At 66.4% G+C, this 25,385-nt stretch carries 12 protein-coding genes, 1 tRNA gene and 3 rRNA genes; 13 read left to right on the top strand and 3 right to left on the bottom strand.

The genetic code is table 11. The annotated features are described in order from the left end of the window. Nucleotides 1-38: 38 nt before the first annotated feature. Both dapB and OG828_RS14635 read left to right on the top strand, forming a co-directional pair. Complete coding sequence (dapB, locus tag OG828_RS14640; RefSeq protein ID WP_328355538.1) at nucleotides 39-791, top strand: 4-hydroxy-tetrahydrodipicolinate reductase; 753 nt, start codon at nucleotides 39-41, stop codon at nucleotides 789-791. 5 nt (nucleotides 792-796) lie between these two features. Then, nucleotides 797-1,240 (top strand): hypothetical protein, encoded by a 444-nt coding sequence (locus OG828_RS14635; RefSeq protein WP_328355535.1) that lies wholly within the window; start codon nucleotides 797-799, stop codon nucleotides 1,238-1,240. Nucleotides 1,241-1,302: 62 nt separating this feature from the next. Here OG828_RS14635 and OG828_RS14630 read toward each other — a convergent pair whose 3' ends face one another. Both OG828_RS14630 and OG828_RS14625 read right to left on the bottom strand, forming a co-directional pair. Next, the gene (locus OG828_RS14630; protein WP_328355532.1) at nucleotides 1,303-1,857 is read right to left on the bottom strand and encodes a hypothetical protein; all 555 of its coding nucleotides are present in this window, start codon (nucleotides 1,855-1,857) and stop codon (nucleotides 1,303-1,305) included. Nucleotides 1,858-1,948: 91 nt separating this feature from the next. Beyond that, nucleotides 1,949-2,188 (bottom strand): hypothetical protein, encoded by a 240-nt coding sequence (locus OG828_RS14625; RefSeq protein ID WP_328355529.1) that lies wholly within the window; start codon nucleotides 2,186-2,188, stop codon nucleotides 1,949-1,951. 251 nt (nucleotides 2,189-2,439) lie between these two features. Between OG828_RS14625 and thyX the strand changes: the two genes are divergently transcribed. The 8 genes from thyX to OG828_RS14585 all read left to right on the top strand — a co-directional run bounded on the left by thyX (nucleotide 2,440) and on the right by OG828_RS14585 (nucleotide 12,697). Beyond that, complete coding sequence (gene thyX / locus OG828_RS14620) at nucleotides 2,440-3,180, top strand: FAD-dependent thymidylate synthase (RefSeq protein ID WP_328355526.1); 741 nt, start codon at nucleotides 2,440-2,442, stop codon at nucleotides 3,178-3,180. Nucleotides 3,181-3,391: 211 nt separating this feature from the next. Continuing rightward, nucleotides 3,392-4,291: a 4-hydroxy-tetrahydrodipicolinate synthase gene (gene dapA, locus OG828_RS14615; protein ID WP_328501370.1), complete on the top strand. Its 900-nt coding sequence runs from the start codon at nucleotides 3,392-3,394 to the stop codon at nucleotides 4,289-4,291. Between the two features lie 152 nt (nucleotides 4,292-4,443). Next, nucleotides 4,444-6,129: a ribonuclease J gene (locus OG828_RS14610; protein ID WP_328355520.1), complete on the top strand. Its 1,686-nt coding sequence runs from the start codon at nucleotides 4,444-4,446 to the stop codon at nucleotides 6,127-6,129. A 519-nt stretch (nucleotides 6,130-6,648) separates the two neighbouring features. After that, nucleotides 6,649-8,174: ribosomal RNA gene (locus tag OG828_RS14605) — 16S ribosomal RNA — on the top strand. Between the two features lie 277 nt (nucleotides 8,175-8,451). Then, nucleotides 8,452-11,574 (top strand): 23S ribosomal RNA (locus OG828_RS14600). A 70-nt stretch (nucleotides 11,575-11,644) separates the two neighbouring features. Next, nucleotides 11,645-11,761, top strand: a 5S ribosomal RNA gene (rrf, locus tag OG828_RS14595). The 16S, 23S and 5S rRNA genes sit together here, the layout of an rRNA operon. Nucleotides 11,762-11,875: 114 nt before the next feature. Next, nucleotides 11,876-12,538: a DegT/DnrJ/EryC1/StrS family aminotransferase gene (locus tag OG828_RS14590; protein WP_328504870.1), complete on the top strand. Its 663-nt coding sequence runs from the start codon at nucleotides 11,876-11,878 to the stop codon at nucleotides 12,536-12,538. 83 nt (nucleotides 12,539-12,621) lie between these two features. Beyond that, nucleotides 12,622-12,697, top strand: a tRNA-Thr gene (locus OG828_RS14585). A 47-nt stretch (nucleotides 12,698-12,744) separates the two neighbouring features. Here OG828_RS14585 and OG828_RS14580 read toward each other — a convergent pair. After that, nucleotides 12,745-15,498 carry a SpoIIE family protein phosphatase gene (locus OG828_RS14580; RefSeq protein WP_328355518.1) on the bottom strand — a complete coding sequence of 918 codons (2,754 nt, stop codon included), beginning with the start codon at nucleotides 15,496-15,498 and terminating at the stop codon, nucleotides 12,745-12,747. Nucleotides 15,499-15,872: 374 nt separating this feature from the next. Here OG828_RS14580 and OG828_RS14575 point away from each other — a divergent pair, with 374 nt between their 5' ends. The 3 genes from OG828_RS14575 to OG828_RS14565 all read left to right on the top strand — a co-directional run bounded on the left by OG828_RS14575 (nucleotide 15,873) and on the right by OG828_RS14565 (nucleotide 25,226). Further along, the gene (locus tag OG828_RS14575) at nucleotides 15,873-21,362 is read left to right on the top strand and encodes a HAMP domain-containing protein (RefSeq protein ID WP_328438194.1); all 5,490 of its coding nucleotides are present in this window, start codon (nucleotides 15,873-15,875) and stop codon (nucleotides 21,360-21,362) included. Between the two features lie 318 nt (nucleotides 21,363-21,680). Further along, complete coding sequence (locus tag OG828_RS14570; protein WP_210576808.1) at nucleotides 21,681-22,367, top strand: response regulator; 687 nt, start codon at nucleotides 21,681-21,683, stop codon at nucleotides 22,365-22,367. 141 nt (nucleotides 22,368-22,508) lie between these two features. Beyond that, the gene (locus tag OG828_RS14565; RefSeq protein WP_328501369.1) at nucleotides 22,509-25,226 is read left to right on the top strand and encodes a DNA translocase FtsK; all 2,718 of its coding nucleotides are present in this window, start codon (nucleotides 22,509-22,511) and stop codon (nucleotides 25,224-25,226) included. The last annotated feature ends 159 nt before the right edge of the window (nucleotides 25,227-25,385 follow it).

Raw genomic sequence — 25,385 nt, 5'->3', positions numbered from 1 at the left:
GTAAGTCCTCTCCTGAAGGAACTGAAGGAAGCAAGAACATGAGCAAGCTGCGCGTGGCGGTCCTCGGTGCCAAGGGCCGGATCGGATCCGAGGCGGTACGGGCGGTCGAGGCCGCCGAGGACATGGAGCTGGTCGCCGCCCTCAGCCGGGGCGACAAACTGGAGACGCTGGCCGAGACCGGCGCCCAGGTCGCCGTCGAACTGACCACGCCGGCCTCGGTGATGGGCAACCTCGACTTCTGCGTACGGCACGGCATCCACGCCGTCGTCGGTACGACGGGCTGGACCGAGGACCGCCTCGCGCAGCTCAAGGGCTGGCTGGCCCAGTCCCCGGAGACGGGTGTGCTCATCGCGCCCAACTTCTCCATCGGGGCCGTCCTGACGATGAAGTTCGCGCAGATCGCGGCGCCCTACTTCGAGTCCGTCGAGGTCGTCGAGCTGCACCACCCGAACAAGGTGGACGCCCCCAGCGGCACCGCCACCCGCACGGCCCAGCTCATCGCCGAGGCCCGGGCGAACGCGGGCTCCGCCCCGGCGCCGGACGCGACGGTCACCGCCCTGGACGGCGCCCGCGGTGCGACCGTCGACGGGGTCCCGGTCCACGCGATCCGGCTGCGCGGTCTGCTCGCCCACCAGGAGGTGCTGCTGGGCGGCGAGGGCGAGACGCTGACCGTCCGCCACGACTCGCTCCACCACAGCAGCTTCATGCCGGGCATCCTGCTCGGCACCCGCCGCGTGGTGACCACTCCGGGCCTCACCTTCGGCCTGGAACACTTCCTGGACCTCGGCTGACCGTCATGCGCGCGAAGATCACTTATGCCGTCACGGCTGCTGTCCTGGTCATCTACTTCGTCCTGGTCGGCAGCCGCGGCGTCATGCTCATCCAGGCCGGCACGGCCCTGACCGTCACCTTCGGTGTCGCGGTGCTGATCCTGCCGGTGATCGGCGTGTGGTTCCTGTGGAAGAACACCGAGTTCGTCCGCAAGGCCAACCGGCTCGCCGCCGAACTCGACGCCGAGGGCGGCCTGCCCGTCGACGAACTGAAGCGCACCCCCGGCGGACGCATCGACCGCGACTCGGCCGACGAGGTCTTCGCCAAGCGCAAGGCCGAGACCGAGGCCGCCCCCGACGACTGGCGCAGTTGGTTCCGCCTCGCCGTCGCCTACCACGACGCCCGCGACACCCCCCGCGCCCGCAAGGCGATGCAGCGGGCGATCTCCCTCCACGAAGCCACCCGCTGAAGCATCTCCACCATGTGAGGGGGTCCGGTCCACACACGCGGACCGACCCCCTCACATGCGCGTCACCCGTGCCGGCTCTCCGCCGCCCACGCCTCGATCGTGTCCGCCGCCCGGTCGAACGCCTCCGGCCGCGCCAGGAAGTCGGCGTTGTGCGTGGTCAGCAGCGGCTTCTCGTCCTCCGGGGACCGCCCGTGTCGTACGAGGGCCAGAGCCTGGCCCTGCACCGTGCGCGGCAGCCCGAGCCAGCGCACCGGCTGCTGCACCGTCCGCACGGTGACGATCCGGTCCCAGGCCACCGTACGGGTGCCGAGGAAGCCCACCCGGCGCAGACCGCGCACGCTCACCCACACGCCCATGCGCAGCATCCGCAGGGCGGCGGCGATCACGACGAGCGCGATGCCGAAGACCACTCCGGCCTCGGTGAGCGTGCCGGTCAACGCGATGATGACGGCCGCGAACAGCACATACGAGGCGAGCAGCAGCGCAATCGCCGCCACGCCCACCCGGCAGGGCCCGGGACGGTAGGGACGCCGCCACCGGTCGCGGTCGTCGAACGGCAGCGGGACATCCTCCGCTGCCTCGTATGCGCGGTCGGCCGTCAGGAAGGGCAGGGGCACGGCTGGTCCTCACTCAATCCATGCATGGGCTGTGCCCGGTGAGGTTATCGACCCGCGTCCCCGCTCACCACCCTCGGGGGTCCGGATGGGGTCAGCGCCCGCTGTCCGCCTGCGACTGCTCGGGCTGCGTGGACGACTGGTCCTGGGACAGCGCCGGCATTCCGAGCACCAGGGACCCGACCAGCCCCGCCACGATGGTGAGGCCCAGCAGCCAGCGCCCGGCTATCTGCCCCGCGGACGCCCGCTCACGCGGTGGGGGCGCGACATTGCTGCGATACCTGTCGGACTCGGCGACGAAGGCGAACGGAACGGGTTCGCGCCGACGAAACATCAGAGGTACCTCTCCTCTCCAGGACCCTGGGCCTCTTCGGGGCTCTCAGGGATCGAACGAATCGCTGTCACCGAGACAGACGAGCGAACGCCTCAAAAGGTGCCCGATTTCCCCGACTTCGCAGAAGTTCGCCAAAGTTCGCCGCTGTTCGCGACCGAATGTCGCGGCCCGGCACCGAACGCCCCGGTGTCAGTGCCGGGCCGTAGAGTGGGCGCCGCCCCACAGAAGTGATGGAAGGGACCCTCCGAGCCGTGACCGACACCCCCGCCGACGACCTCAAGCCCAGCTTCCGCGGTGATGTCACCGTCGAGCTGGTGAAGCACACCGCGTCCGACGCCGACGTGCTGTTCGCCGCCCGCGTCTCGACCATCGGCGAGCAGTCCCTGGACGAGCTGGGCAAGGACCCCGAGCGCTCCAAGGGCCTGATCAACTACCTGATGCGGGACCGGCACGGCAGCCCCTTCGAGCACAACTCGATGACCTTCTTCATCAGCGCCCCGATCTTCGTCTTCCGCGAGTTCATGCGCCACCGCGTGGGCTGGTCGTACAACGAGGAATCGGGCCGGTATCGCGAGCTCCAGCCGGTCTTCTACGTCCCCGACGAGTCCCGCAAGCTGGTCCAGGAGGGCCGCCCCGGCAAGTACGTCTTCGTCGAGGGCACCCAGGCCCAGCAGGAGCTGGTCGGCCGCGTGATGGAGGACTCGTACCGACAGGCATACGAGTCGTACCAGGAGATGCTCGCCGCCGGCGTCGCCCGCGAAGTCGCCCGCGCGGTCCTTCCGGTCGGCCTGTTCTCCTCCATGTACGCCACCTGCAACGCCCGCTCGCTGATGCACTTCCTCGGCCTGCGCACCCAGCACGAACTGGCGAAGGTCCCGTCCTTCCCGCAGCGCGAGATCGAGATGGTCGGCGAGAAGATGGAGGCGGAGTGGGCCAAGCTCATGCCGCTCACCTACGCCGCGTTCAACGCCAACGGCCGCGTCGCGCCGTAACGCACTGAGGCTGCCCCGCCGGGCACAGATGTGCGGGGTGGCCGGGCGAAGTGTCCGTATTGCGGCATTTGGAGAAGTTCATCTAGCCTGATCAAACGGACCCGGCACTGCTTGAACCCCCGAGCAGGCAGTGCCGGGATCCATCTTTGTCACGACTTGTCGCCTGCCCCTAGGGCAGACCCCGCCCTGAGCAACGAGTAGCGTGTTACCCATGGCTCCGACCTCCACTCCGCAGACCCCCTTCGGGCGGGTCCTCACCGCCATGGTCACGCCCTTCACGGCGGACGGCGCACTCGACCTCGACGGCGCGCAGCGGCTCGCTACCCACCTGGTGGACGCAGGCAACGACGGCCTGATCATCAACGGCACCACCGGCGAGTCCCCCACCACCAGCAATGCGGAGAAAAAGGATCTCGTACGAGCCGTCCTCGAGGCGGTCGGAGACCGGGCCCACGTCGTCGCCGGCGTCGGCACCAACGACACCCGCCACAGCCTCGAACTCGCCCGCGAGGCCGAGAAGACGGGCGCGCACGGCCTCCTGGTCGTGACGCCGTACTACAACAAGCCCCCGCAGGAAGGCCTCTACCGGCACTTCACGGCCATCGCCGACGCCACCGAGCTGCCGGTCATGCTCTACGACATCCCCGGCCGCAGCGGCGTCCCGATCAACTCCGAGACACTGGTCCGTCTCGCCGAACACCCGCGCATCGTCGCCAACAAGGACGCCAAGGGCGACCTCGGCCGGGCCAGCTGGGCCATCGCACGCTCCGCCCTCGCCTGGTACTCCGGCGACGACATGCTGAACCTGCCGCTGCTCTCCGTGGGCGCCGTCGGCTTCGTCTCCGTCGTCGGCCACGTCGTCACCCCCGAGCTGCGCGCCCTGGTCGATGCGTACACCGCGGGCGACGTCCACAAGGCGACCGAGATCCACCAGAAGCTGCTCCCGGTCTACACCGGCATGTTCCGCACCCAGGGCGTCATGACAACCAAGGCCGCGCTCACCCTCCAGGGCCTGCCCGCCGGACCGCTGCGCGCACCGATGGTCGAACTCACTCCAGAGGAGATCGAGCAGCTCAAGATCGATCTTGCCGCGGGCGGGGTACAGCTCTAACACCAGACTTCGCGCGAGTCCTCGCGCAACGAAACTCCACAACTGAATAGCAGGCCACCGGTGCCTGCACAGACAACGACAACTGCTACTGCACGAACGTCATGCGCGCCACGTGCCCACCGGTACGTGGCGCGTGTGGTGAGGAGAGTCTTTTGAGTCATCCGCATCCCGAACTCGCCCCGCCCCCGGCGCTGCCCGACGGCGGCCTACGGGTCACCCCGCTCGGCGGCCTCGGTGAAATCGGCCGGAACATGACGGTCTTCGAATACGGGGGCCGCCTCCTGATCGTCGACTGCGGAGTGCTCTTCCCCGAGGAGGAGCAGCCCGGAATCGACCTGATCCTGCCGGACTTCTCGTCCGTCAGGGACCGCCTCGACGACATCGAGGGCATCGTCCTCACGCACGGCCACGAGGACCACATCGGCGGCGTCCCCTTCCTGCTCCGCGAGAAGCCGGACATCCCGCTGATCGGCTCCAAGCTGACCCTCGCCCTCATCGAGGCCAAGCTCCAGGAGCACCGCATCCGCCCCTACACGCTCGAAGTCGCGGAGGGCCACCGCGAACGCATCGGCCCCTTCGACTGCGAGTTCGTGGCGGTCAACCACTCCATCCCGGACGCCCTCGCGGTCGCCATCCGCACACCCGCGGGCATGGTGGTCCACACCGGCGACTTCAAGATGGACCAGCTCCCGCTGGACGGCCGGCTCACGGACCTGCACGCGTTCGCACGTCTGAGCGAGGAGGGCATCGATCTGCTCCTCTCCGACTCGACGAACGCCGAGGTCCCGGGCTTCGTCCCGCCCGAGCGCGACATCTCGAACGTCCTGCGCCAGGTCTTCGGGACCGCCCGCAAGCGGATCATCGTGGCCAGCTTCGCCAGCCACGTCCACCGCATCCAGCAGATCCTGGACGCGGCCCACGAGTACGGCCGTCGCGTCGCCTTCGTCGGCCGCTCCATGGTCCGCAACATGGGCATCGCACGGGACCTGGGCTACCTCAAGGTCCCACCCGGCCTGGTCGTCGACGTCAAGACCCTCGACGACCTCCCGGACGACGAGATCGTGCTGGTCTGCACGGGCTCACAGGGCGAACCGATGGCAGCCCTGTCGAGGATGGCCAACCGCGACCACCAGATCCGCATCGTCGAGGGCGACACGGTGATCCTGGCGTCGTCGCTCATCCCCGGCAACGAGAACGCGGTCTACCGCGTGATCAACGGCCTGACCCGCTGGGGCGCGAACGTCGTCCACAAGGGCAACGCCAAGGTCCACGTCTCGGGCCACGCCTCCGCCGGCGAGCTCCTGTACTTCTACAACATCTGCCGCCCGAAGAACCTGATGCCGGTGCACGGCGAATGGCGCCACCTACGGGCCAACGCCGAACTGGGCGCCCTGACCGGCGTCCCGCACGACCGCATCGTCATCGCCGAGGACGGCGTCGTCGTCGACCTCGTCGAGGGCAAAGCCAAGATCTCCGGCAAGGTCCAGGCGGGCTATGTCTACGTCGACGGCCTCTCCGTCGGCGACGTGGGCGAGCCGGCCCTCAAGGACCGCAAGATCCTCGGCGACGAGGGCATCATCTCGGTCTTCGTCGTGATGGACGCGTCGACCGGCAAGATCACGGCCGGACCCCATGTCCAGGCCCGTGGCTCCGGCATCGAGGACTCGGCCTTCAGCGACGTCCTCCCGAAGGTCACGGAAGTCCTGGAGCGCTCCGCCCAGGACGGCGTCGTGGAGCCCCACCAGATGCAGCAACTCATCCGACGCACGCTGGGCAAGTGGGTCTCGGACACGTACCGGCGCAGGCCGATGATCCTCCCTGTTGTGGTGGAGGTCTGACCGGCGTACGACCCCTGGCTACGCGCCAACCTGGAGCGGGGCGCCTCGATTTGCATCGAGGCGCCCCGCTCCAGTACGTTTACGGCTCCTCCTCCACGGGAACCCGGCCACCTCGTGCGCCGGAACCAGTCCCCGAAGGGGATGGGAATTCCGACTCAGAATCTCTGATAAAGTCGGAGCCGCTGGAAAGGGAAACGCGAAAGCGGGAACCTGGAAAGCACCGAGGAAATCGGATCGAGAAACGATCTGATAGAGTCGGAAACGCAAGACCGAAGGGAAGCGCCCGGAGGAAAGCCGCGAGAGAGAGTTTCTCGGGTGAGTACGAAGGAAGCGTCCGTTCCTTGAGAACTCAACAGCGTGCCAAAAATCAACGCCAGATATGTTGATACCCCGTCTCTCTCAATTTGAGAGGGCGTGGTTCCTTTGAAGAAATACACAGCGAGGACGTTGTGAACGGTCGGGCTTATTCCGCCCGATGGTTCCGCTCTCGTGGTGTCGACCCGGATGACCGGGAATACATTCACGGAGAGTTTGATCCTGGCTCAGGACGAACGCTGGCGGCGTGCTTAACACATGCAAGTCGAACGATGAACCACTTCGGTGGGGATTAGTGGCGAACGGGTGAGTAACACGTGGGCAATCTGCCCTTCACTCTGGGACAAGCCCTGGAAACGGGGTCTAATACCGGATAGCACTTCCACGCGCATGGGTGGGGGTTGAAAGCTCCGGCGGTGAAGGATGGGCCCGCGGCCTATCAGCTTGTTGGTGAGGTAATGGCTCACCAAGGCGACGACGGGTAGCCGGCCTGAGAGGGCGACCGGCCACACTGGGACTGAGACACGGCCCAGACTCCTACGGGAGGCAGCAGTGGGGAATATTGCACAATGGGCGCAAGCCTGATGCAGCGACGCCGCGTGAGGGATGACGGCCTTCGGGTTGTAAACCTCTTTCAGCAGGGAAGAAGCGCAAGTGACGGTACCTGCAGAAGAAGCGCCGGCTAACTACGTGCCAGCAGCCGCGGTAATACGTAGGGCGCAAGCGTTGTCCGGAATTATTGGGCGTAAAGAGCTCGTAGGCGGCTTGTCACGTCGGGTGTGAAAGCCCGGGGCTTAACCCCGGGTCTGCATTCGATACGGGCTAGCTAGAGTGTGGTAGGGGAGATCGGAATTCCTGGTGTAGCGGTGAAATGCGCAGATATCAGGAGGAACACCGGTGGCGAAGGCGGATCTCTGGGCCATTACTGACGCTGAGGAGCGAAAGCGTGGGGAGCGAACAGGATTAGATACCCTGGTAGTCCACGCCGTAAACGGTGGGAACTAGGTGTTGGCGACATTCCACGTCGTCGGTGCCGCAGCTAACGCATTAAGTTCCCCGCCTGGGGAGTACGGCCGCAAGGCTAAAACTCAAAGGAATTGACGGGGGCCCGCACAAGCAGCGGAGCATGTGGCTTAATTCGACGCAACGCGAAGAACCTTACCAAGGCTTGACATCGCCCGGAAAGCATCAGAGATGGTGCCCCCCTTGTGGCCGGGTGACAGGTGGTGCATGGCTGTCGTCAGCTCGTGTCGTGAGATGTTGGGTTAAGTCCCGCAACGAGCGCAACCCTTGTCCTGTGTTGCCAGCATGCCCTTCGGGGTGATGGGGACTCACAGGAGACCGCCGGGGTCAACTCGGAGGAAGGTGGGGACGACGTCAAGTCATCATGCCCCTTATGTCTTGGGCTGCACACGTGCTACAATGGCCGGTACAATGAGCTGCGATGCCGTGAGGTGGAGCGAATCTCAAAAAGCCGGTCTCAGTTCGGATTGGGGTCTGCAACTCGACCCCATGAAGTCGGAGTTGCTAGTAATCGCAGATCAGCAGTGCTGCGGTGAATACGTTCCCGGGCCTTGTACACACCGCCCGTCACGTCACGAAAGTCGGTAACACCCGAAGCCGGTGGCCCAACCCCTTGTGGGAGGGAGCTGTCGAAGGTGGGACTGGCGATTGGGACGAAGTCGTAACAAGGTAGCCGTACCGGAAGGTGCGGCTGGATCACCTCCTTTCTAAGGAGCAATAGCCGACTGCGAGCAAATGTCTCGCACGGTTGCTCATGGGTGGAACGTTGATTATTCGGCACTCTCAGTCATCTCGGGCTGCCAGTACTGCTCTTCGGAGCGTGGAAAGCTGATCACGAGTGGCGAGGGTGTCGGGCACGCTGTTGGGTGTCTGAGGGAATGAATTTTTCCTCGGGTGCCGGCCCCAGTGAACTCGCCGTGTGACGGTGGGGTGATGGGTGGCTGGTCGTTGTTTGAGAACTGCACAGTGGACGCGAGCATCTGTGGCCAAGTTTTTAAGGGCGCACGGTGGATGCCTTGGCACCAGGAACCGATGAAGGACGTGGGAGGCCACGATAGGCCCCGGGGAGTCGTCAACCAGGCTTTGATCCGGGGGTGTCCGAATGGGGAAACCCGGCAGTCGTCATGGGCTGTCACCCATACCTGAACACATAGGGTATGTGGAGGGAACGCGGGGAAGTGAAACATCTCAGTACCCGCAGGAAGAGAAAACAACCGTGATTCCGGGAGTAGTGGCGAGCGAAACCGGATGAGGCCAAACCGTATGCGTGTGAGACCCGGCAGGGGTTGCGTATACGGGGTTGTGGGATCTCTCTTTCACGGTCTGCCGGCCGTGAGACGAGTGAGAAACCGTTGATGTAGGCGAAGGACATGCGAAAGGTCCGGCGTAGAGGGTAAGACCCCCGTAGTCGAAACATCAGCGGCTCGTTGGAGAGACACCCAAGTAGCACGGGGCCCGAGAAATCCCGTGTGAATCTGGCGGGACCACCCGCTAAGCCTAAATATTCCCTGGTGACCGATAGCGGATAGTACCGTGAGGGAATGGTGAAAAGTACCGCGGGAGCGGAGTGAAATAGTACCTGAAACCGTGTGCCTACAAGCCGTGGGAGCGTCGCGCATCGAGCTTGCTCGGTGCGTCGTGACTGCGTGCCTTTTGAAGAATGAGCCTGCGAGTTTGCGGTGTGTTGCGAGGTTAACCCGTGTGGGGAAGCCGTAGCGAAAGCGAGTCCGAACAGGGCGGTAGAGTAGCGCGCTCAAGACCCGAAGCGGAGTGATCTAGCCATGGGCAGGTTGAAGCGGCTGTAAGAGGTCGTGGAGGACCGAACCCACCAGGGTTGAAAACCTGGGGGATGACCTGTGGTTAGGGGTGAAAGGCCAATCAAACTCCGTGATAGCTGGTTCTCCCCGAAATGCATTTAGGTGCAGCGTCGTGTGTTTCTTGCCGGAGGTAGAGCACTGGATAGGCGATGGGCCCTACCGGGTTACTGACCTTAGCCAAACTCCGAATGCCGGTAAGTGAGAGCGCGGCAGTGAGACTGTGGGGGATAAGCTCCATGGTCGAGAGGGAAACAGCCCAGAGCATCGACTAAGGCCCCTAAGCGTACGCTAAGTGGGAAAGGATGTGGAGTCGCACAGACAACCAGGAGGTTGGCTTAGAAGCAGCCACCCTTGAAAGAGTGCGTAATAGCTCACTGGTCTAGTGATTCCGCGCCGACAATGTAGCGGGGCTCAAGCGTACCGCCGAAGTCGTGTCATTCATACACATAGGGCCAACGCCTGTATGGATGGGTAGGGGAGCGTCGTCTGCCGGGTGAAGCAGCCGCGGAAGCGAGTTGTGGACGGTTGACGAGTGAGAATGCAGGCATGAGTAGCGATTCACACGTGGGAAACGTGTGCGCCGATTGACTAAGGGTTCCTGGGTCAAGCTGATCTGCCCAGGGTAAGTCGGGACCTAAGGCGAGGCCGACAGGCGTAGTCGATGGATAACCGGTTGATATTCCGGTACCCGCTGTAAAGCGTCTAACACTGAACCGGGCGATGCTAAGTCCGTGAAGCCGCCCCGGAGCCTTCGGGCAAGGGGGAGTGGTGGAGCCGGCGAACCAGACCTGTAGTAGGTGAGTGATGGGGTGACGCAGGAAGGTAGTCCATCCCGGGCGGTGGTTGTCCCGGGGTAAGGGTGTAGGACGTCAGGTAGGTAAATCCGCCTGGCAGGAGTCTGAGACCTGATGCCGAGCCGATTGTGGTGAAGTGGATGATCCTATGCTGTCGAGAAAAGCCTCTAGCGAGTTTTATGGCGGCCCGTACCCTAAACCGACTCAGGTGGTCAGGTAGAGAATACCGAGGCGTTCGGGTGAACTATGGTTAAGGAACTCGGCAAAATGCCCCCGTAACTTCGGGAGAAGGGGGGCCATCACCGGTGATCCGATTTACTCGGTGAGCTGGGGGTGGCCGCAGAGACCAGCGAGAAGCGACTGTTTACTAAAAACACAGGTCCGTGCGAAGCCGTAAGGCGATGTATACGGACTGACGCCTGCCCGGTGCTGGAACGTTAAGGGGACCGGTTAGTCATCCTTCGGGGTGGCGAAGCTGAGAACTTAAGCGCCAGTAAACGGCGGTGGTAACTATAACCATCCTAAGGTAGCGAAATTCCTTGTCGGGTAAGTTCCGACCTGCACGAATGGCGTAACGACTTCTCGACTGTCTCAACCATAGGCCCGGTGAAATTGCACTACGAGTAAAGATGCTCGTTTCGCGCAGCAGGACGGAAAGACCCCGGGACCTTTACTACAGTTTGATATTGGTGTTCGGTTCGGCTTGTGTAGGATAGCTGGGAGACTGTGAACTCTGGACGCCAGTTCAGGGGGAGTCGTCGTTGAAATACCAGTCTGGTCGTGCTGGATGTCTAACCTGGGTCCGTGATCCGGATCAGGGACAGTGTCTGATGGGTAGTTTAACTGGGGCGGTTGCCTCCTAAAGAGTAACGGAGGCGCCCAAAGGTTCCCTCAGCCTGGTTGGCAATCAGGTGTTGAGTGTAAGTGCACAAGGGAGCTTGACTGTGAGACCGACGGGTCGAGCAGGGACGAAAGTCGGGACTAGTGATCCGGCGGTGGCTTGTGGAAGCGCCGTCGCTCAACGGATAAAAGGTACCCCGGGGATAACAGGCTGATCTTCCCCAAGAGTCCATATCGACGGGATGGTTTGGCACCTCGATGTCGGCTCGTCGCATCCTGGGGCTGGAGTCGGTCCCAAGGGTTGGGCTGTTCGCCCATTAAAGCGGTACGCGAGCTGGGTTTAGAACGTCGTGAGACAGTTCGGTCCCTATCCGCTGCGCGCGCAGGAACATTGAGAAGGGCTGTCCCTAGTACGAGAGGACCGGGACGGACGAACCTCTGGTGTGCCAGTTGTTCTGCCAAGGGCATGGCTGGTTGGCTACGTTCGGGAGGGATAACCGCTGAAAGCATCTAAGCGGGAAGCCTGCTTCGAGATGAGTGTTCCCACCCCCTTGAGGGGTTAAGGCTCCCAGGAGACGACTGGGTTGATAGGCCGGATCTGGAAGGCGGGTAACCGCTGGAGGTGACCGGTACTAATAGGCCGAGGGCTTGTCCTCAGTTGCTCGCGTCCACTGTGTTAGTTCTGAGGCAACGACCGTGTTGTGTCCGGTCGTCACTTCATAGTGTTTCGGTGGTCATAGCGTGAGGGAAACGCCCGGTTACATTCCGAACCCGGAAGCTAAGCCTTACAGCGCCGATGGTACTGCAGGGGGGACCCTGTGGGAGAGTAGGACACCGCCGAACAAAACTTGAAAGGGTTGGACCCGGAACTTCGGTTCTGGGTCCAACCCTTTTTTGTTGTGCGTTACTTCAAGTTCACGTTGCGCAACGAGCATCCGCAACATGGGTACTGCTGCAATGCTCCGGGCTGCCGGTGTCGGAGTCGGTGACGAGGTCGTCGTCCCGGCGTTCGGGAACGTGGAGGTCGCCGAGGCCGTGGCGATGGCGGGCGCGCTGCCGGTGTTCGCCGATATAGATCCGGTGACGTACTGCCTGGACACGTCCGCCGTCGAGGCGGCCGTAACTCCACGGACAGCGGCCCTGGTTGTCGTACACCGCTTCGGTCGGCCGGCGGACATCGCGCGGCTGCATGAGCTCGGGAAGCGGCATGGGCTGCTGGTGCTGGAGCAGGGGGAGTCCGAGGTGCCGTACGACGAGGTTGCTCAGCGCAGGGAGCGTGCCTCGTATCTCGATGCGAAGTTGAGGGGCGTGCGGACGCCCGATGGTGGTCACGGGCACACCTATCAGCAGTACGTCGTGCGGGTGCCGGGGAACGGGCGGCCCGACCGGGACGCCTTCGCTCGGGCATTGCGGGTCAGGGGAGTTGAGTGCCGGGTGCCGGTGAAGACGCCTGTGCATCGGCTGCCCGAGTTCCGTCGGTGTGTGTCGCTTCCGGAGACCGAGCGGGCTGCGGACGAGACGTTGGCGCTGCCTGTGGACGCGTCGTTGACGAAGCGGGACATGCAGCGAATAGTGTCCGCGTGCAATGCCCTCGGGGGACTGCTTCAGCCCGCCTTCTGACAGGGAGAGCGTGTTGGGAGCACAGGTTCGTTCGGGGTATGATCTATTCCGTCGCCGCGAGGGACACCTCGAGAACGCGACAGGCCCCTATAGCTCAGTCGGTAGAGCGTCTCCATGGTAAGGAGAAGGTCAACGGTTCGATTCCGTTTGGGGGCTCCAGTGAAAAGGCCTCCCGCCCATCGGCGGGGGGCCTTTGTGCTGTTGTCCTAGTCCTTGTGGAGTCCCGGGACTCGCATCGCGAGGATCGCCATGTCATCGGACGGGGCGTCGGATGCGAAGCGCTCCACCGCGCGCATGATGCGGGCCGCGACGGCGCCGGCCGTGAGGCCCGTGCAGGTGGTGAGGACGTCGGTGAGGCCGTCGTCGCCCAGCATGCGGCTGCCCTCGCGGCGTTCGGTGACGCCGTCCGTGACGCACAGGAGGACGTCGCCGGGGTCCAGGGTGACCGTCTGCTCGTACAGCTCGAGGTCCTCCATGACACCGAGGAGCGGCTGGGGTTCGGCGGCCGGTTCGACCGTGCCGTCCTGGCGGAGGCGGAGGGGGAGCGGGTGGCCGGCGCAGACGACCTTCAGCTCCGCGCTGCCGTCGTCCTGGGGGCGCATCTCGCCGTACAGGAGCGTCAGGAAGCGGCTGCGGGCGCCCTCGTCGAGGATGGCGGAGTTCAGGCGCTCCAGGACCGCAGGGCCGCTCAGGCCCTCGCGGGCGAGCAGGCGCAAGGCGTGCCGGGCCAGGCCCGTGACCGCCGCCGCGTTCGGACCCGTACCGCAGACGTCGCCGATGGCGAAGCCGTAGGCGCCGTCGCTGATGGGGAAGACGTCGTAGAAGTCGCCGCCGACCTCGTTGCCCTCGCCGGCCGCGCGGTAGATGACCTCGACCTCTACGCCCTCGATGTCGGGGAGTTCGGGCGGCAGGAGGCTGCGCTGGAGGGACTGGCTGATGGCTGTGCGCTCGGAGTAGAGGCGGGCGTTGTCCAGGGCGAGGGCGGCTCGGCGGGACAGGTCCTCGGCCAGCTCCAGGATTTCCTGGCGGAAGTGTTCGTCCGTCGGCTTCCCGAGGGTGAGCATGCCGATGACACGGTTGCGGGCCACGAGGGGCAGAACCACGGTCTCGCCGCCGACCGCCGAGGCCGTGGCCAGCGTCGGGCCGATGCCCGAGCTGACGCGCGGGATGGGCTCGCCGAGGCCCAGGCTACGCATGGACGTGCGCAGCGCCGCCTGGTGGGCCGACTCCGCGGGGGCCGACCAGACGCGGGCGCCGGGCGTGGGCACGGGATCCGGCGGGGCGATCTTCGAGAGCAACGACTTGATGCCGTCGATGAGTTCCTCGTCCTCGTGCAGGACGTACGACAGGTACGGCTCCGAGGCCTGGTCGGCGATCGTGTAGACCGCACACCAGGTCGCGAGGGTCGGGACCGTCATCTGGGCCATGAGGGCGAGCGTCTGGTCGCGGTCGAGCGTGCCGGCGAGCAGGTCGGAGGCCTCGACCAGGAAGCTCAGCGAGCCTCGGCGCAGGCGCTCCAGTTCGCCCAGTCGGGCCGACTCGACGGCCAACGCGATGCGGTCCGCGGCGAATTGGAGGCGCAGTGCCTCTTCGTTCGAGTATCTGCCGGGGCCCTCCGCGGCGACGCCCAGGGAGCCGGTGAGGCGGCCCTCGACCTTCAGCGGGACGGTGACGACCGAGCGCATACCGGTGCCGTTCAGCAGGGGTACGGCGCCGGGGACCATGGTGAGGTCCTCGTGGACCGCGGGCATGCGGGCCGAGCCGTAGCGGCCGGGGCCCGCCTCGACGGGGACGCGGGCGAAGCGCTGGCGGGCGGAGGGCAGGCCGGTGGAGGCGCGGACCTCCAGCTCCGTTTCGTCGTCGGTGGCGAGGAGGAGGAACGCGCTGTCGCCGTCGAGCATGTCGCGGGCGCGTTCCACGGTGCGCTGGAGGAGGCCGTCGAGGTCGTCCGGGGGCGGGGAGCCGATGAACACCTCGAAGGGGTCGGTGTTCTGGCCGTCCGGGCCGGTGCCGGAGTCGGAGGAGGAATGGCGCAACGGCGTCTGCAGGACGGCGCGTTCGTGGTCCCGTACGAGAAGGCAGACCGTGGACGGCTCGCCGCCGGTGTCGCGGACTCGGAGGTGGGAGGCGTACACCGGGGTCACCCGGCCATTGGCTCCGCGGATGCCGTAACTGCCCTCCCAGCGCGAGAGTTGGAGTGCCTCCGCGACGCCGGTGCTGGTGCCCGGGGTGTGCGGCCAGGCCGCGAGGTCCGTGAGGGGCTTGCCGTTCACTTGTTCGGAGGCGTAGCCGAAGAGTTCCTCGGCGTCCTCGTTCCAGGCGGAGATGCAGCCCGTACGGTCGATCTGGACGACGGCGACGCGGACGCGGCCGTCGGCGAGGGGCAGGAGGTCTGCGGGGAGCGAGGGGCCCGCCGTGCGGGTGCCCACCGCACGGTCGGGGAGGTCGAGTTGGAACCAGACCTGCTTGTGCGTGGGCGTGTACTCGACGCCCCAGCGGCCGGCCAGCGCCGCGCACAGCTGGAGGCCGCGGCCGCCCTCGCGGTCCGGGCTGCCCATGTTGACGGCGGAGCCCTGGAGGGGGATTTCGCGCTCCGGGTAGCGGTCGGCGACTTCGATCCGGACGCCGTCGTCACTGCGCAGGCACAGGACGTCGGCGGAGGTGCCCGCGTGCACCACGGCGTTGGTCACCAGCTCGCTGGTGAGGACCACGGCGTCGTCGACGATGTCGGCGAAGCCCCAGCCCTGGAGCGTGTCGCGGACGAAGGCGCGGGCGGTCGCGACCGATCGCCCGACGGGCTCGAAGCTGGCGGCCGCGCGCGCGGTGATCACAGAACTCCTCGACCGGTTGTCGACGTGCAGGGCTCCGTGGCCGACCGGCTCCCGTCGCGTTTGCGACGGCAGGCCGTCGGTCGGCCGGGGGTCCGGGGGATGTCCCCCCGGGATCAGTCCGGTGGTCATGGTGCGGCCGCCCCTCCGATGCCCGCTCGTTCTCGTGCCACCGCCCAGGCCGGACGGACCGGCGCGGCTGGACAGCCGCATGCAAGGTTACTTACCTTCCCCGTCCATGCGGATGCCGGTCTGCAGTGTTTCCGTCCGGAGGGTGTGCGGACGGTGTGGGAAGCTGCCGAACTGTTATGGCCGGGTTCAGCGAGGGTGAAACACTGGGCAAGCTTCTTGTGAAGGTCCGGACAGGCAGAGTGAGATCCGCCTCCGGGGGGCAGCAGCCCCGGGTGTGGCCTGGTATATCCGGCAGGAATACGCAGTAGTAACTGGTACGCCGAGCAGTAGTACCGGATCGCAGCAGCAACGGTCGACCCCTGCGGGAGGGACAAGTGGAGTCTGGCGCAGCGACGCGGGGCACTAAAACGCGCGCGAAAGGCGGACAGTCCCTGAGTAACCAGCGCAAACCGCGGGGCGGGACCACCGCGGTCGACACGGCGTCCCTGGACAGACTGCTGGCGGCCCTCGTGTCGATGCGGGACGGGAACTTCCGCAAGCGGCTCACGGTGTCCGGTGACGGCGTGATGTCCGAGATTGCTGCGGTCTTCAACGAGGTGGCCGACCGCAATCTGCACCTGACGGGTGAGCTGTCGCGCGTGCGGCGCATGGTGGGCCGAGAGGGCAAGCTCACAGAACGGCTGGAATCAGGCGCCTGTGAGGGCTCCTGGGCGGCCGCCATCGACCACTCGAACGCCCTGGTCGACGATCTCGTACGACCGGTCTCCGAGGTCGGCCGGGTGCTCTCGGCGGTGGCCGAGGGCGATCTGTCGCCGCGTATGGAGCTGCGGACGCAGGCGCCGGACGGCACCACGGGGCAGCCGCTGCGCGGGGAGTTCCTGAAGGTCGGGCGGACGGTCAACAATCTGGTCGACCAGCTGTCGATCTTCACCGACGAGGTCACGCGTGTGGCCAGTGAGGTCGGGACCGAGGGCAAGCTGGGCGGACAGGCCCAGGTGCGCGGTATGTCGGGTTCGTGGAAGGACCTCACGGATTCCGTCAACACCATGGCGTACCGGCTGACGGCCCAGGTGCGGGACATCGCGCTGGTGACGACCGCGGTCGCGAAGGGTGATCTGTCCCGGAAGGTCACGGTTCATGTGGCCGGCGAGATGCTGGAGCTGAAGAACACCGTCAACACGATGGTGGACCAGCTGTCGTCCTTCTCCTCCGAGGTGACGCGAGTCGCACGCGAGGTGGGTACCGAGGGCGAGCTGGGCGGGCAGGCGCAGGTGCCGGGTGTGGCCGGCGTGTGGAAGGACCTCACCGATTCGGTGAACCTCATGGCCGGCAACCTGACGGCCCAGGTGCGCGGTATCGCACAAGTGACGACGGCGGTCGCCAACGGTGATCTGTCGCGGAAGGTGACGGTGTCGGCGCGCGGTGAGGTCGCGCAGCTCGCGGACACGATCAACCAGATGACCGAGACGCTGCGGATCTTCGCCGACGAGGTCACGCGCGTGGCCAACGAGGTCGGTGCCGAGGGACAGCTGGGCGGTCAGGCGAATGTGCCGGGTGCGGCGGGGACGTGGAAGGACCTGACGGACTCCGTCAACACGGTCTTCCGGAACCTCACGACCCAGGTGCGGGACATCGCCGCCGTGACGACGGCCGTGGCCAGCGGTGACCTGTCGCAGAAGGTCACCGTCGACGTGGCCGGCGAGATGCTGGAGCTGAAGAACACCGTCAACGGGATGGTGGACCAGCTGTCGTCCTTCGGTTCCGAGGTCACGCGCGTGGCGCGGGAGGTCGGTGTCGAGGGTGAGCTCGGCGGGCAGGCGCAGGTCCCGGGCGCGGCGGGAACGTGGAAGGACCTGACGGACTCCGTCAACACCGCGTTCCGGAATCTCACCGGACAGGTGAGGAACATCGCGCAGGTCACGACCGCGGTGGCCAACGGTGACCTGTCGCAGAAGGTCACCGTGGACGTCTCCGGCGAGATGCTCCAGCTGAAGAACACCGTGAACACGATGGTGGACCAGCTGTCGGCCTTCGCGGATCAGGTGACCCGGATGGCCCGGGACGTGGGCACGGAGGGCCGGCTGGGCGGGCAGGCCGTCGTACCGGGCGTGTCCGGTACGTGGAAGGAGCTCACCGACTCCGTCAACTTCATGGGCGGCAACCTCACCTCGCAGGTGCGGCAGATCGCCCAGGTGACGACGGCGGTGGCCCGGGGTGACCTGTCCCAGAAGATCGACGTCGACGCGCGCGGCGAGATCCTGGAGCTGAAGAACACCATCAACACGATGGTCGACCAGCTCTCCGCCTTCGCCGACCAGGTGACCCGGGTCGCCCGTGAGGTGGGCACGGAGGGCCGCCTCGGCGGTCAGGCGCAGGTGCCCGGCGTCGCCGGTGTGTGGCGTGACCTGACCGACTCCGTGAACGGAATGGCAGGAAACCTCACCGCCCAGGTGCGCAACATCGCGCAGGTCGCGACGGCGGTGGCCCGGGGTGACCTGTCCCAGAAGATCACCGTGGACGCGCGCGGCGAGATCCTGGAGCTGAAGAACACCCTGAACACGATGGTCGACCAGCTGTCGTCGTTCGCGGAGGAGGTCACCCGGGTCGCCCGTGAGGTGGGCACGGAGGGCGAGCTGGGCGGGCAGGCCGAGGTGCAGGGCGTCTCCGGCACCTGGAAGGACCTCACCCAGTCCGTGAACTTCATGGCGAACAACCTGACCATCCAGGTGCGTCAGATCGCCGAGGTCACGACCGCTGTCGCCAAGGGCGACCTGTCGAAGAAGATCACTGTCGACGCGAAGGGCGAGATCCTCGAACTCGTCACCACCGTCAACACGATGGTCGACCAGCTGTCGTCCTTCGCCGAGCAGGTGACCCGCGTGGCCCGCGAGGTGGGCACCGAGGGCATTCTGGGCGGCCAGGCGCACGTACCGGGTGTCACGGGCATCTGGAAGGACCTCAGCGGCAACGTCAACCTGATGGCCAAGAACCTGACCATGCAGGTGCGGAACATCTCCCAGGTCGCGGCGGCCGTCGCCAACGGTGATCTGACGCGGACGGTGACGATCGAGGCGCGCGGCGAGGTCGCGCAGCTCGCGGACACCTTCAACACCATGGTGAAGACGCTGAGTTCGTTCGCCGACCAGGTCACCAAGGTGGCCCGCGAGGTGGGCACGGACGGCATCCTCGGCGGGCAGGCGCACGTTCCGGGCGTGGCCGGCACCTGGAAGGACCTCACCGAGTCCGTGAACCAGATGGCGTCCAACCTGACCGGCCAGGTGCGCAACATCGCCATGGTCACGACCGCCATCGCCAAGGGTGACCTGACGAAGAAGATCGACATCGACGCCCGCGGTGAGATCCTCGAGCTCAAGACGACCATCAACACGATGGTCGACCAGCTGTCGTCCTTCGCCGAAGAGGTCACCCGAGTCGCCCGCGAGGTGGGTACCGAAGGCCAGCTCGGCGGTCAGGCACGCGTGCGTGACGTCGACGGCACCTGGCGGGACCTCACCGAGTCCGTGAACGAAATGGCAGGAAACCTTACGCGGCAGGTACGTGCCATCGCGCGCGTGGCGACCGCGGTGACCCGCGGTGACCTGAACCTGAAGATCGACGTCGATGCCTCCGGCGAGATCCAGGAACTCCAGGACTACATCAACAAGATGATCGCCAACCTGCGCGACACCACGATCGCCAACAAGGAGCAGGACTGGCTCAAGGGCAACCTCGCCCGTATCTCCGCGCTCATGCAGGGCCGCCGCGACCTCGACGACGTGGCCTCGCTGATCATGAGCGAGCTGACGCCGGTGGTCTCCGCACAGCACGGTGCGTTCTTCCTCGCCATGCCCCTGCTCGACGGCAAGGACATCAGCGGCGACCAGGAGGACGCGTACGAGCTGCGCATGCTCGGCTCGTACGGCTACTCGATGGGCTCCATGCCGACGTCGTTCCGGCCCGGTGAGGCGCTGATCGGGACGGCCGCCGAGGAGAAGCGCACGATCCTCGTGGAGAACGCGCCGAGCGGCTATCTGAAGATCTCCTCGGGGCTCGGCGAGGCACCGCCCGCCCAAGTGATCGTGCTTCCGGTGCTGTTCGAGGGCAAGGTGCTCGGTGTCATCGAGCTGGCGTCCTTCACGCCGTTCACGCAGATCCAGAAGGACTTCCTCAACCAGATCGCCGAGATGATCGCGACCAGCGTCAACACCATCTCCGTCAACACCAAGACCGAGGTGCTGCTGCGGCAGTCGCAGGAGCTGACCGAGCAACTGCGCGAGCGGTCGGCGGAGTTGGAGAACCGGCAGAAGGCCCTCCAGGAGTCCAACGCCCAACTGGAAGAGAAGGCCGAGCTGCTGGCCCAGCAGAACCGCGACATCGAGGTCAAGAACACCGAGATCGAGGAGGCGCGGCAGGTCCTGGAGGAGCGTGCCGAGCAACTCGCCGTCTCCATGCGATACAAGAGCGAGTTCCTGGCGAACATGTCGCACGAGCTGCGTACGCCGCTCAACTCGCTGCTGATTCTGGCCAAGTTGCTCGCCGACAACGCGGACTCCAACCTCACCCCCAAGCAGGTGGAGTTCGCCGAGACGATCCATGGCGCCGGCTCCGATCTGCTCCAGCTGATCAACGACATCCTCGATCTGTCGAAGGTCGAGGCGGGCAAGATGGACGTCTCGCCGACGCGTATCGCGCTCGTCCAGCTCGTCGACTACGTGGAGGCCACGTTCCGCCCGCTGACCGCGGAGAAGGGCCTCGACCTGTCCGTACGGGTGTCTCCGGAACTGCCCGCCACGCTGCACACCGACGAGCAGCGGCTCCTCCAGGTGCTGCGCAACCTGCTGTCCAACGCGGTGAAGTTCACCGACTCCGGATCGGTCGAGCTGGTGATCCGGCCGGCCGGAGCGGACGTCCCGCTGGCGATTCGCGAGCAGCTCCTGGAGACAGGCTCGCTGCGGGACGCGGACGCGGATCTGATCGCGTTCTCGGTGACCGACACCGGCATCGGTATCGCGGCCAGCAAGATGCGGGTGATCTTCGAGGCGTTCAAGCAGGCGGACGGCACGACCAGCCGGAAGTACGGCGGTACGGGTCTGGGGCTGTCGATCTCGCGGGAGATCGCCCAGCTGCTCGGCGGTGAGATCCACGCGCAGAGCGAGCCGGGCCGCGGGTCGACGTTCACGCTGTATCTGCCGCTGCATCCGAGCGAACTGCCGCCGCAGGGCTACCACCAGGGGCTGCCCGTGCTGGAGGCCGGCGACCTGGTGGCGTCCGCGTCCCGGGCAGCGGCCGACCTGTCGGAGCTGTCCGAGGTGGAGGTCGAGACGCCGGCCGAGGTGAGGTCGTACCGCGAGACCCAGAACGGCGCCGCCGCGCTCTTCAGGCGCCGGCGCAGGACCACGCCCATCGCGGCGGCCGAGCAGCCGGGACAGGAGCGCTGGCCCGCCGACGATCAGGCCACGGCGCCGCGGGCGCACCGGGGTATCCGGTTCGGCGGGCAGAAGGTGCTGATCGTCGACGACGACATCCGCAACGTCTTCGCGCTCACCAGCGTCCTGGAGCAGCACGGCCTGTCGGTGCTGTACGCCGAGAACGGCCGTGAGGGCATCGAAGTCCTGGAGCAGCACGACGATGCGGCGGTCGTCCTGATGGACATCATGATGCCCGAGATGGACGGGTATGCGACGACGACGGCGATCCGTAGGATGCCGCAGTTCGCCGGGCTGCCGATCATCGCGCTCACCGCGAAGGCGATGAAGGGCGACCGGGAGAAGGCGATCGAGTCGGGTGCCTCCGACTATGTGACGAAGCCGGTCGACCCCGATCATCTGCTGGCGGTCATGCAGCAGTGGATGAGGGAGGAGTGACCAAAACCGTCGGGGCGCGAGGCGAAGCGGCGGGGAAGTAGTGGGAACCTTCGGTGTTCACCCGGAGTTGCTGACGCAGGGTGGCCGCAGCCGTGTAGAAGTACGGGATACGGGGAACCTTCTGGTCTCCTGCTGCGTTTCTGCTACGTGCACAGTGACATCGCGGTGACAGGGTGTGGCGACAGGCAGGGTGCGGCTACCATGACCGGCACAAGGACGGGCGGCGCAAGGGAGTCGTCCCCTGGGGCGGCGCGTACCGGCGTCACCCCAAGTCCTGAGGACAGGGGAGGCCCCAAGCCGGGGCGAGGAGGGCGGGCCATGGTGCAGAAGGCCAAGATCCTCCTGGTCGATGACCGGCCGGAGAATCTGCTGGCGCTGGAGGCCATCCTCTCTGCGCTCGATCAGACGCTGGTGCGGGCATCGTCCGGGGAGGAAGCGCTCAAAGCACTGCTGACGGACGACTTCGCGGTCATCCTGCTGGATGTCCAGATGCCGGGCATGGACGGTTTCGAAACCGCCGCGCACATCAAGCGGCGGGAACGGACCCGGGACATCCCGATCATCTTCCTCACCGCCATCAACCACGGCCCGCATCACACCTTCCGCGGCTATGCGGCGGGCGCGGTCGACTACATCTCCAAGCCCTTCGACCCGTGGGTGCTGCGCGCGAAGGTCTCCGTTTTCGTCGAGCTCTACATGAAGAACTGCCAGCTCCGGGAACAGGCGGCCCTGCTGCGGCTCCAGTTGGAGGGCGGCGGAGGCAAGACCGCGGTCGGCGAGGCGAAGGAGCCGGCCGGGCTGCTCGCCGAATTGTCGGCGCGGCTCGCGGCCGTCGAGGAGCAGGCCGAGGCGCTGTCCAAGCAGCTCGACGACGAGTCCGCGGACGCGGCGGCCGTAGCCACGGCCGCGCACCTCGAGCGCAAACTCACGGGCTTGCGCCGGGCGCTGGACGCTCTGGAGCCGGGCGCGGGCAATGGAGCACCGTCGGTGCCCTCGCAGAACTGACGCCTGCCGCAGACGCAGTTGTACCCGCGTGCACGTGGTGTTTGAGCGCGCGTCAGTTTCCCGCCCCGGCAAGGGCGACACGAACGGGTGAAGCAGTGGGCACACGTGTCCGCTGCCGTCTCCACCGGTAACCTCACACCTATGGCCTCACGTCCCTCCGCAGCCAAGAAGCAGCCTTCGAAGAAGGCTGCCGCTTCGGCGAAGGCTCCGGCGAAGAAGGCCGCCGCCAAAAAGGCCCCGGCGAAGAAGGCGCCCGCCAAGAAGGCCGCGGCCAAGAAGCCCGCGCCCAGGCCGGCGCCGAACCCCACCGGGGGCATCCTCTGGCTCGTGCGCGCGATCTGGCTCGGCGCCGCGCACGCCGTCGGCGCGGTGTTCCGGGGCATAGGGCAGGGCGCGAAGAACCTCGACCCGGCGCACCGCAAGGACGGCATCGCCCTGCTGCTGCTCGGCCTCGCGCTGATCGTGGCCGCGGGGACCTGGTCCAACCTGCGCGGTCCCGTCGGCGACCTGGTCGAAATCCTGGTCACCGGCGCCTTCGGCCGCCTCGATCTGCTGGTGCCGCCGCTGCTCGCCCTCATCGCCGTGCGCTTCATCCGGCATCCCGAGAAGCCCGAGGCCAACGGCCGCATCGTGATCGGCCTGTCCGCGCTCCTCATCGGCGTGCTCGGCCAGGTCCACATCGCCTGCGGCGCGCCCGCCCGCAGCGACGGCATGCAGGCCATAAGGGCCGCCGGCGGTCTCATCGGCTGGGGCGCGGCGACCCCGCTGACGTACACCATGGGTGAACTGCTCGCCGTACCGCTGCTCGTGCTGCTCACGATCTTCGGGCTGCTGGTCGTCACGGCGACCCCGGTCAACGCCATCCCGCAGCGGCTGCGGCTGCTCGGCAGGAAGCTCGGGCTCCTCCACGACCCGGCCGACGACGAGGACGAGTTCTCCGACGACGACGAGCGCTACGACGACCAGTGGCGCGACGCGCTGCCCGAGCGCCCGCGCAGGCGCGGACCCAAGCCCGAGGCGTACGACCCCGAGAGCGCGGAGCAGGAGGCCCTCTCGCGGCGTCGCGGTCGTCCGAGGCGTTCCGCGGTGCCCAAGCCCGCGATGGACCGGCAGATGGACGCCGTGGACGTCGCGGCCGCCGCCGCTGCCGCCCTGGACGGTGCCGTGATGCACGGCATGCCGCCCTCGCCGATCGTCGCCGACCTCACCCAGGGCGTGAGCGTGGGCGACCGTGAAGGCACGCCGACCCCCACCCCGACGCCTGTCCCGGCCGCACGGCCGAAGCAGGAGAAGCTCAAGGCGGACGTACCGGATCTCACGAAGTCCGCCCCCGACGAGATCCGCGATCTGCCGCCGCGCGCCGAGCAGCTCCAGCTCTCTGGAGACATCACCTACTCCCTGCCGTCGCTCGACCTCCTCACGCGCGGCGGCCCCGGCAAGGCGCGCAGCGCCGCGAACGACGCCGTCGTCGCCTCGCTCACCACCGTCTTCTCCGAGTTCAAGGTCGACGCGGCCGTCACCGGCTTCACGCGCGGGCCGACGGTCACGCGGTACGAGGTCGAGCTCGGCCCCGCCGTCAAGGTCGAGCGGATCACCGCGCTGACCAAGAACATCGCGTACGCCGTCGCCAGCCCGGACGTGCGGATCATCAGCCCGATCCCCGGAAAGTCGGCGGTCGGCATCGAGATCCCGAACACCGACCGCGAGATGGTCAACCTCGGGGACGTGCTGCGGCTCGCGGCGGCGGCCGAGGACGAGCATCCGATGCTGGTCGCGCTCGGCAAGGACGTCGAGGGCGGCTATGTGATGGCGAACATGGCGAAGATGCCGCACATCCTGGTCGCCGGAGCCACCGGTTCGGGTAAGTCCTCGTGCATCAACTGCCTGATCACGTCGATCATGATGCGGGCGACCCCCGAGGACGTGCGCATGGTCCTCGTCGACCCCAAGCGCGTCGAGCTGACCGCCTACGAGGGCATTCCTCACCTGATCACGCCGATCATCACCAACCCGAAGCGGGCCGCCGAGGCGCTCCAGTGGGTCGTACGGGAAATGGACCTTCGGTACGACGATCTGGCGGCGTTCGGATACCGGCACATCGACGACTTCAACCAGGCCATCCGCGACGGCAAACTCAAAACGCCGGAAGGCAGCGAGCGGGAGCTCAAGACCTATCCGTATCTGCTGGTGATCGTCGATGAGCTCGCCGACCTGATGATGGTCGCGCCGCGGGACGTCGAGGACTCGATCGTGCGGATCACGCAGCTCGCGCGCGCGGCCGGTATCCACCTGGTGCTGGCCACGCAGCGGCCGTCGGTGGATGTCGTGACCGGTCTGATCAAGGCCAACGTGCCCTCCCGGCTCGCCTTCGCGACGTCGTCGCTGGCGGACTCACGGGTCATCCTCGACCAGCCCGGTGCCGAGAAGCTGATCGGCAAGGGCGACGGCCTGTTCCTGCCGATGGGGGCGAACAAGCCGACCCGTATGCAGGGCGCCTTCGTGACCGAGGAAGAGGTCGCGGTCGTCGTCCAGCACTGCAAGGACCAGATGGCGCCCGTCTTCCGGGACGACGTCACCGTGGGCACCAAGCAGAAGAAGGAGATCGACGAGGACATCGGCGACGACCTCGACCTGCTGTGCCAGGCGGCCGAACTGGTCGTCTCCACGCAGTTCGGGTCCACCTCGATGCTCCAGCGCAAACTGCGCGTCGGCTTCGCCAAGGCGGGCCGGCTGATGGACCTCATGGAGTCCCGGGGCATCGTCGGACCGAGCGAGGGGTCCAAGGCACGTGACGTTCTTGTGAAACCTGACGAGCTGGATGGCGTGCTGGCCGTGATCCGTGGGGAGTCTGACGGGTAGGAATCACGCGCAGTGGTCACCTTGCGTGCGGATGCGCGGCGGGCCGATGTTCAACCGTGACCTGCCCGTAAGGGATCATTGAGCAACCGTTTCCCTTGGACGTACGTCAAGTTGAGGGAAGCGAAAAGCTTGTGCCCCACCATCGGGATGCCGGGCCAT

It is taken from the genome of Streptomyces sp. NBC_00457 (assembly GCF_036014015.1).
In the GTDB taxonomy this organism is placed as follows: Bacteria; Actinomycetota; Actinomycetes; order Streptomycetales; family Streptomycetaceae; genus Streptomyces.
Note: the sequence above shows the minus strand (reverse complement) of the source record. Positions and strands in the feature narration are given on the sequence as shown.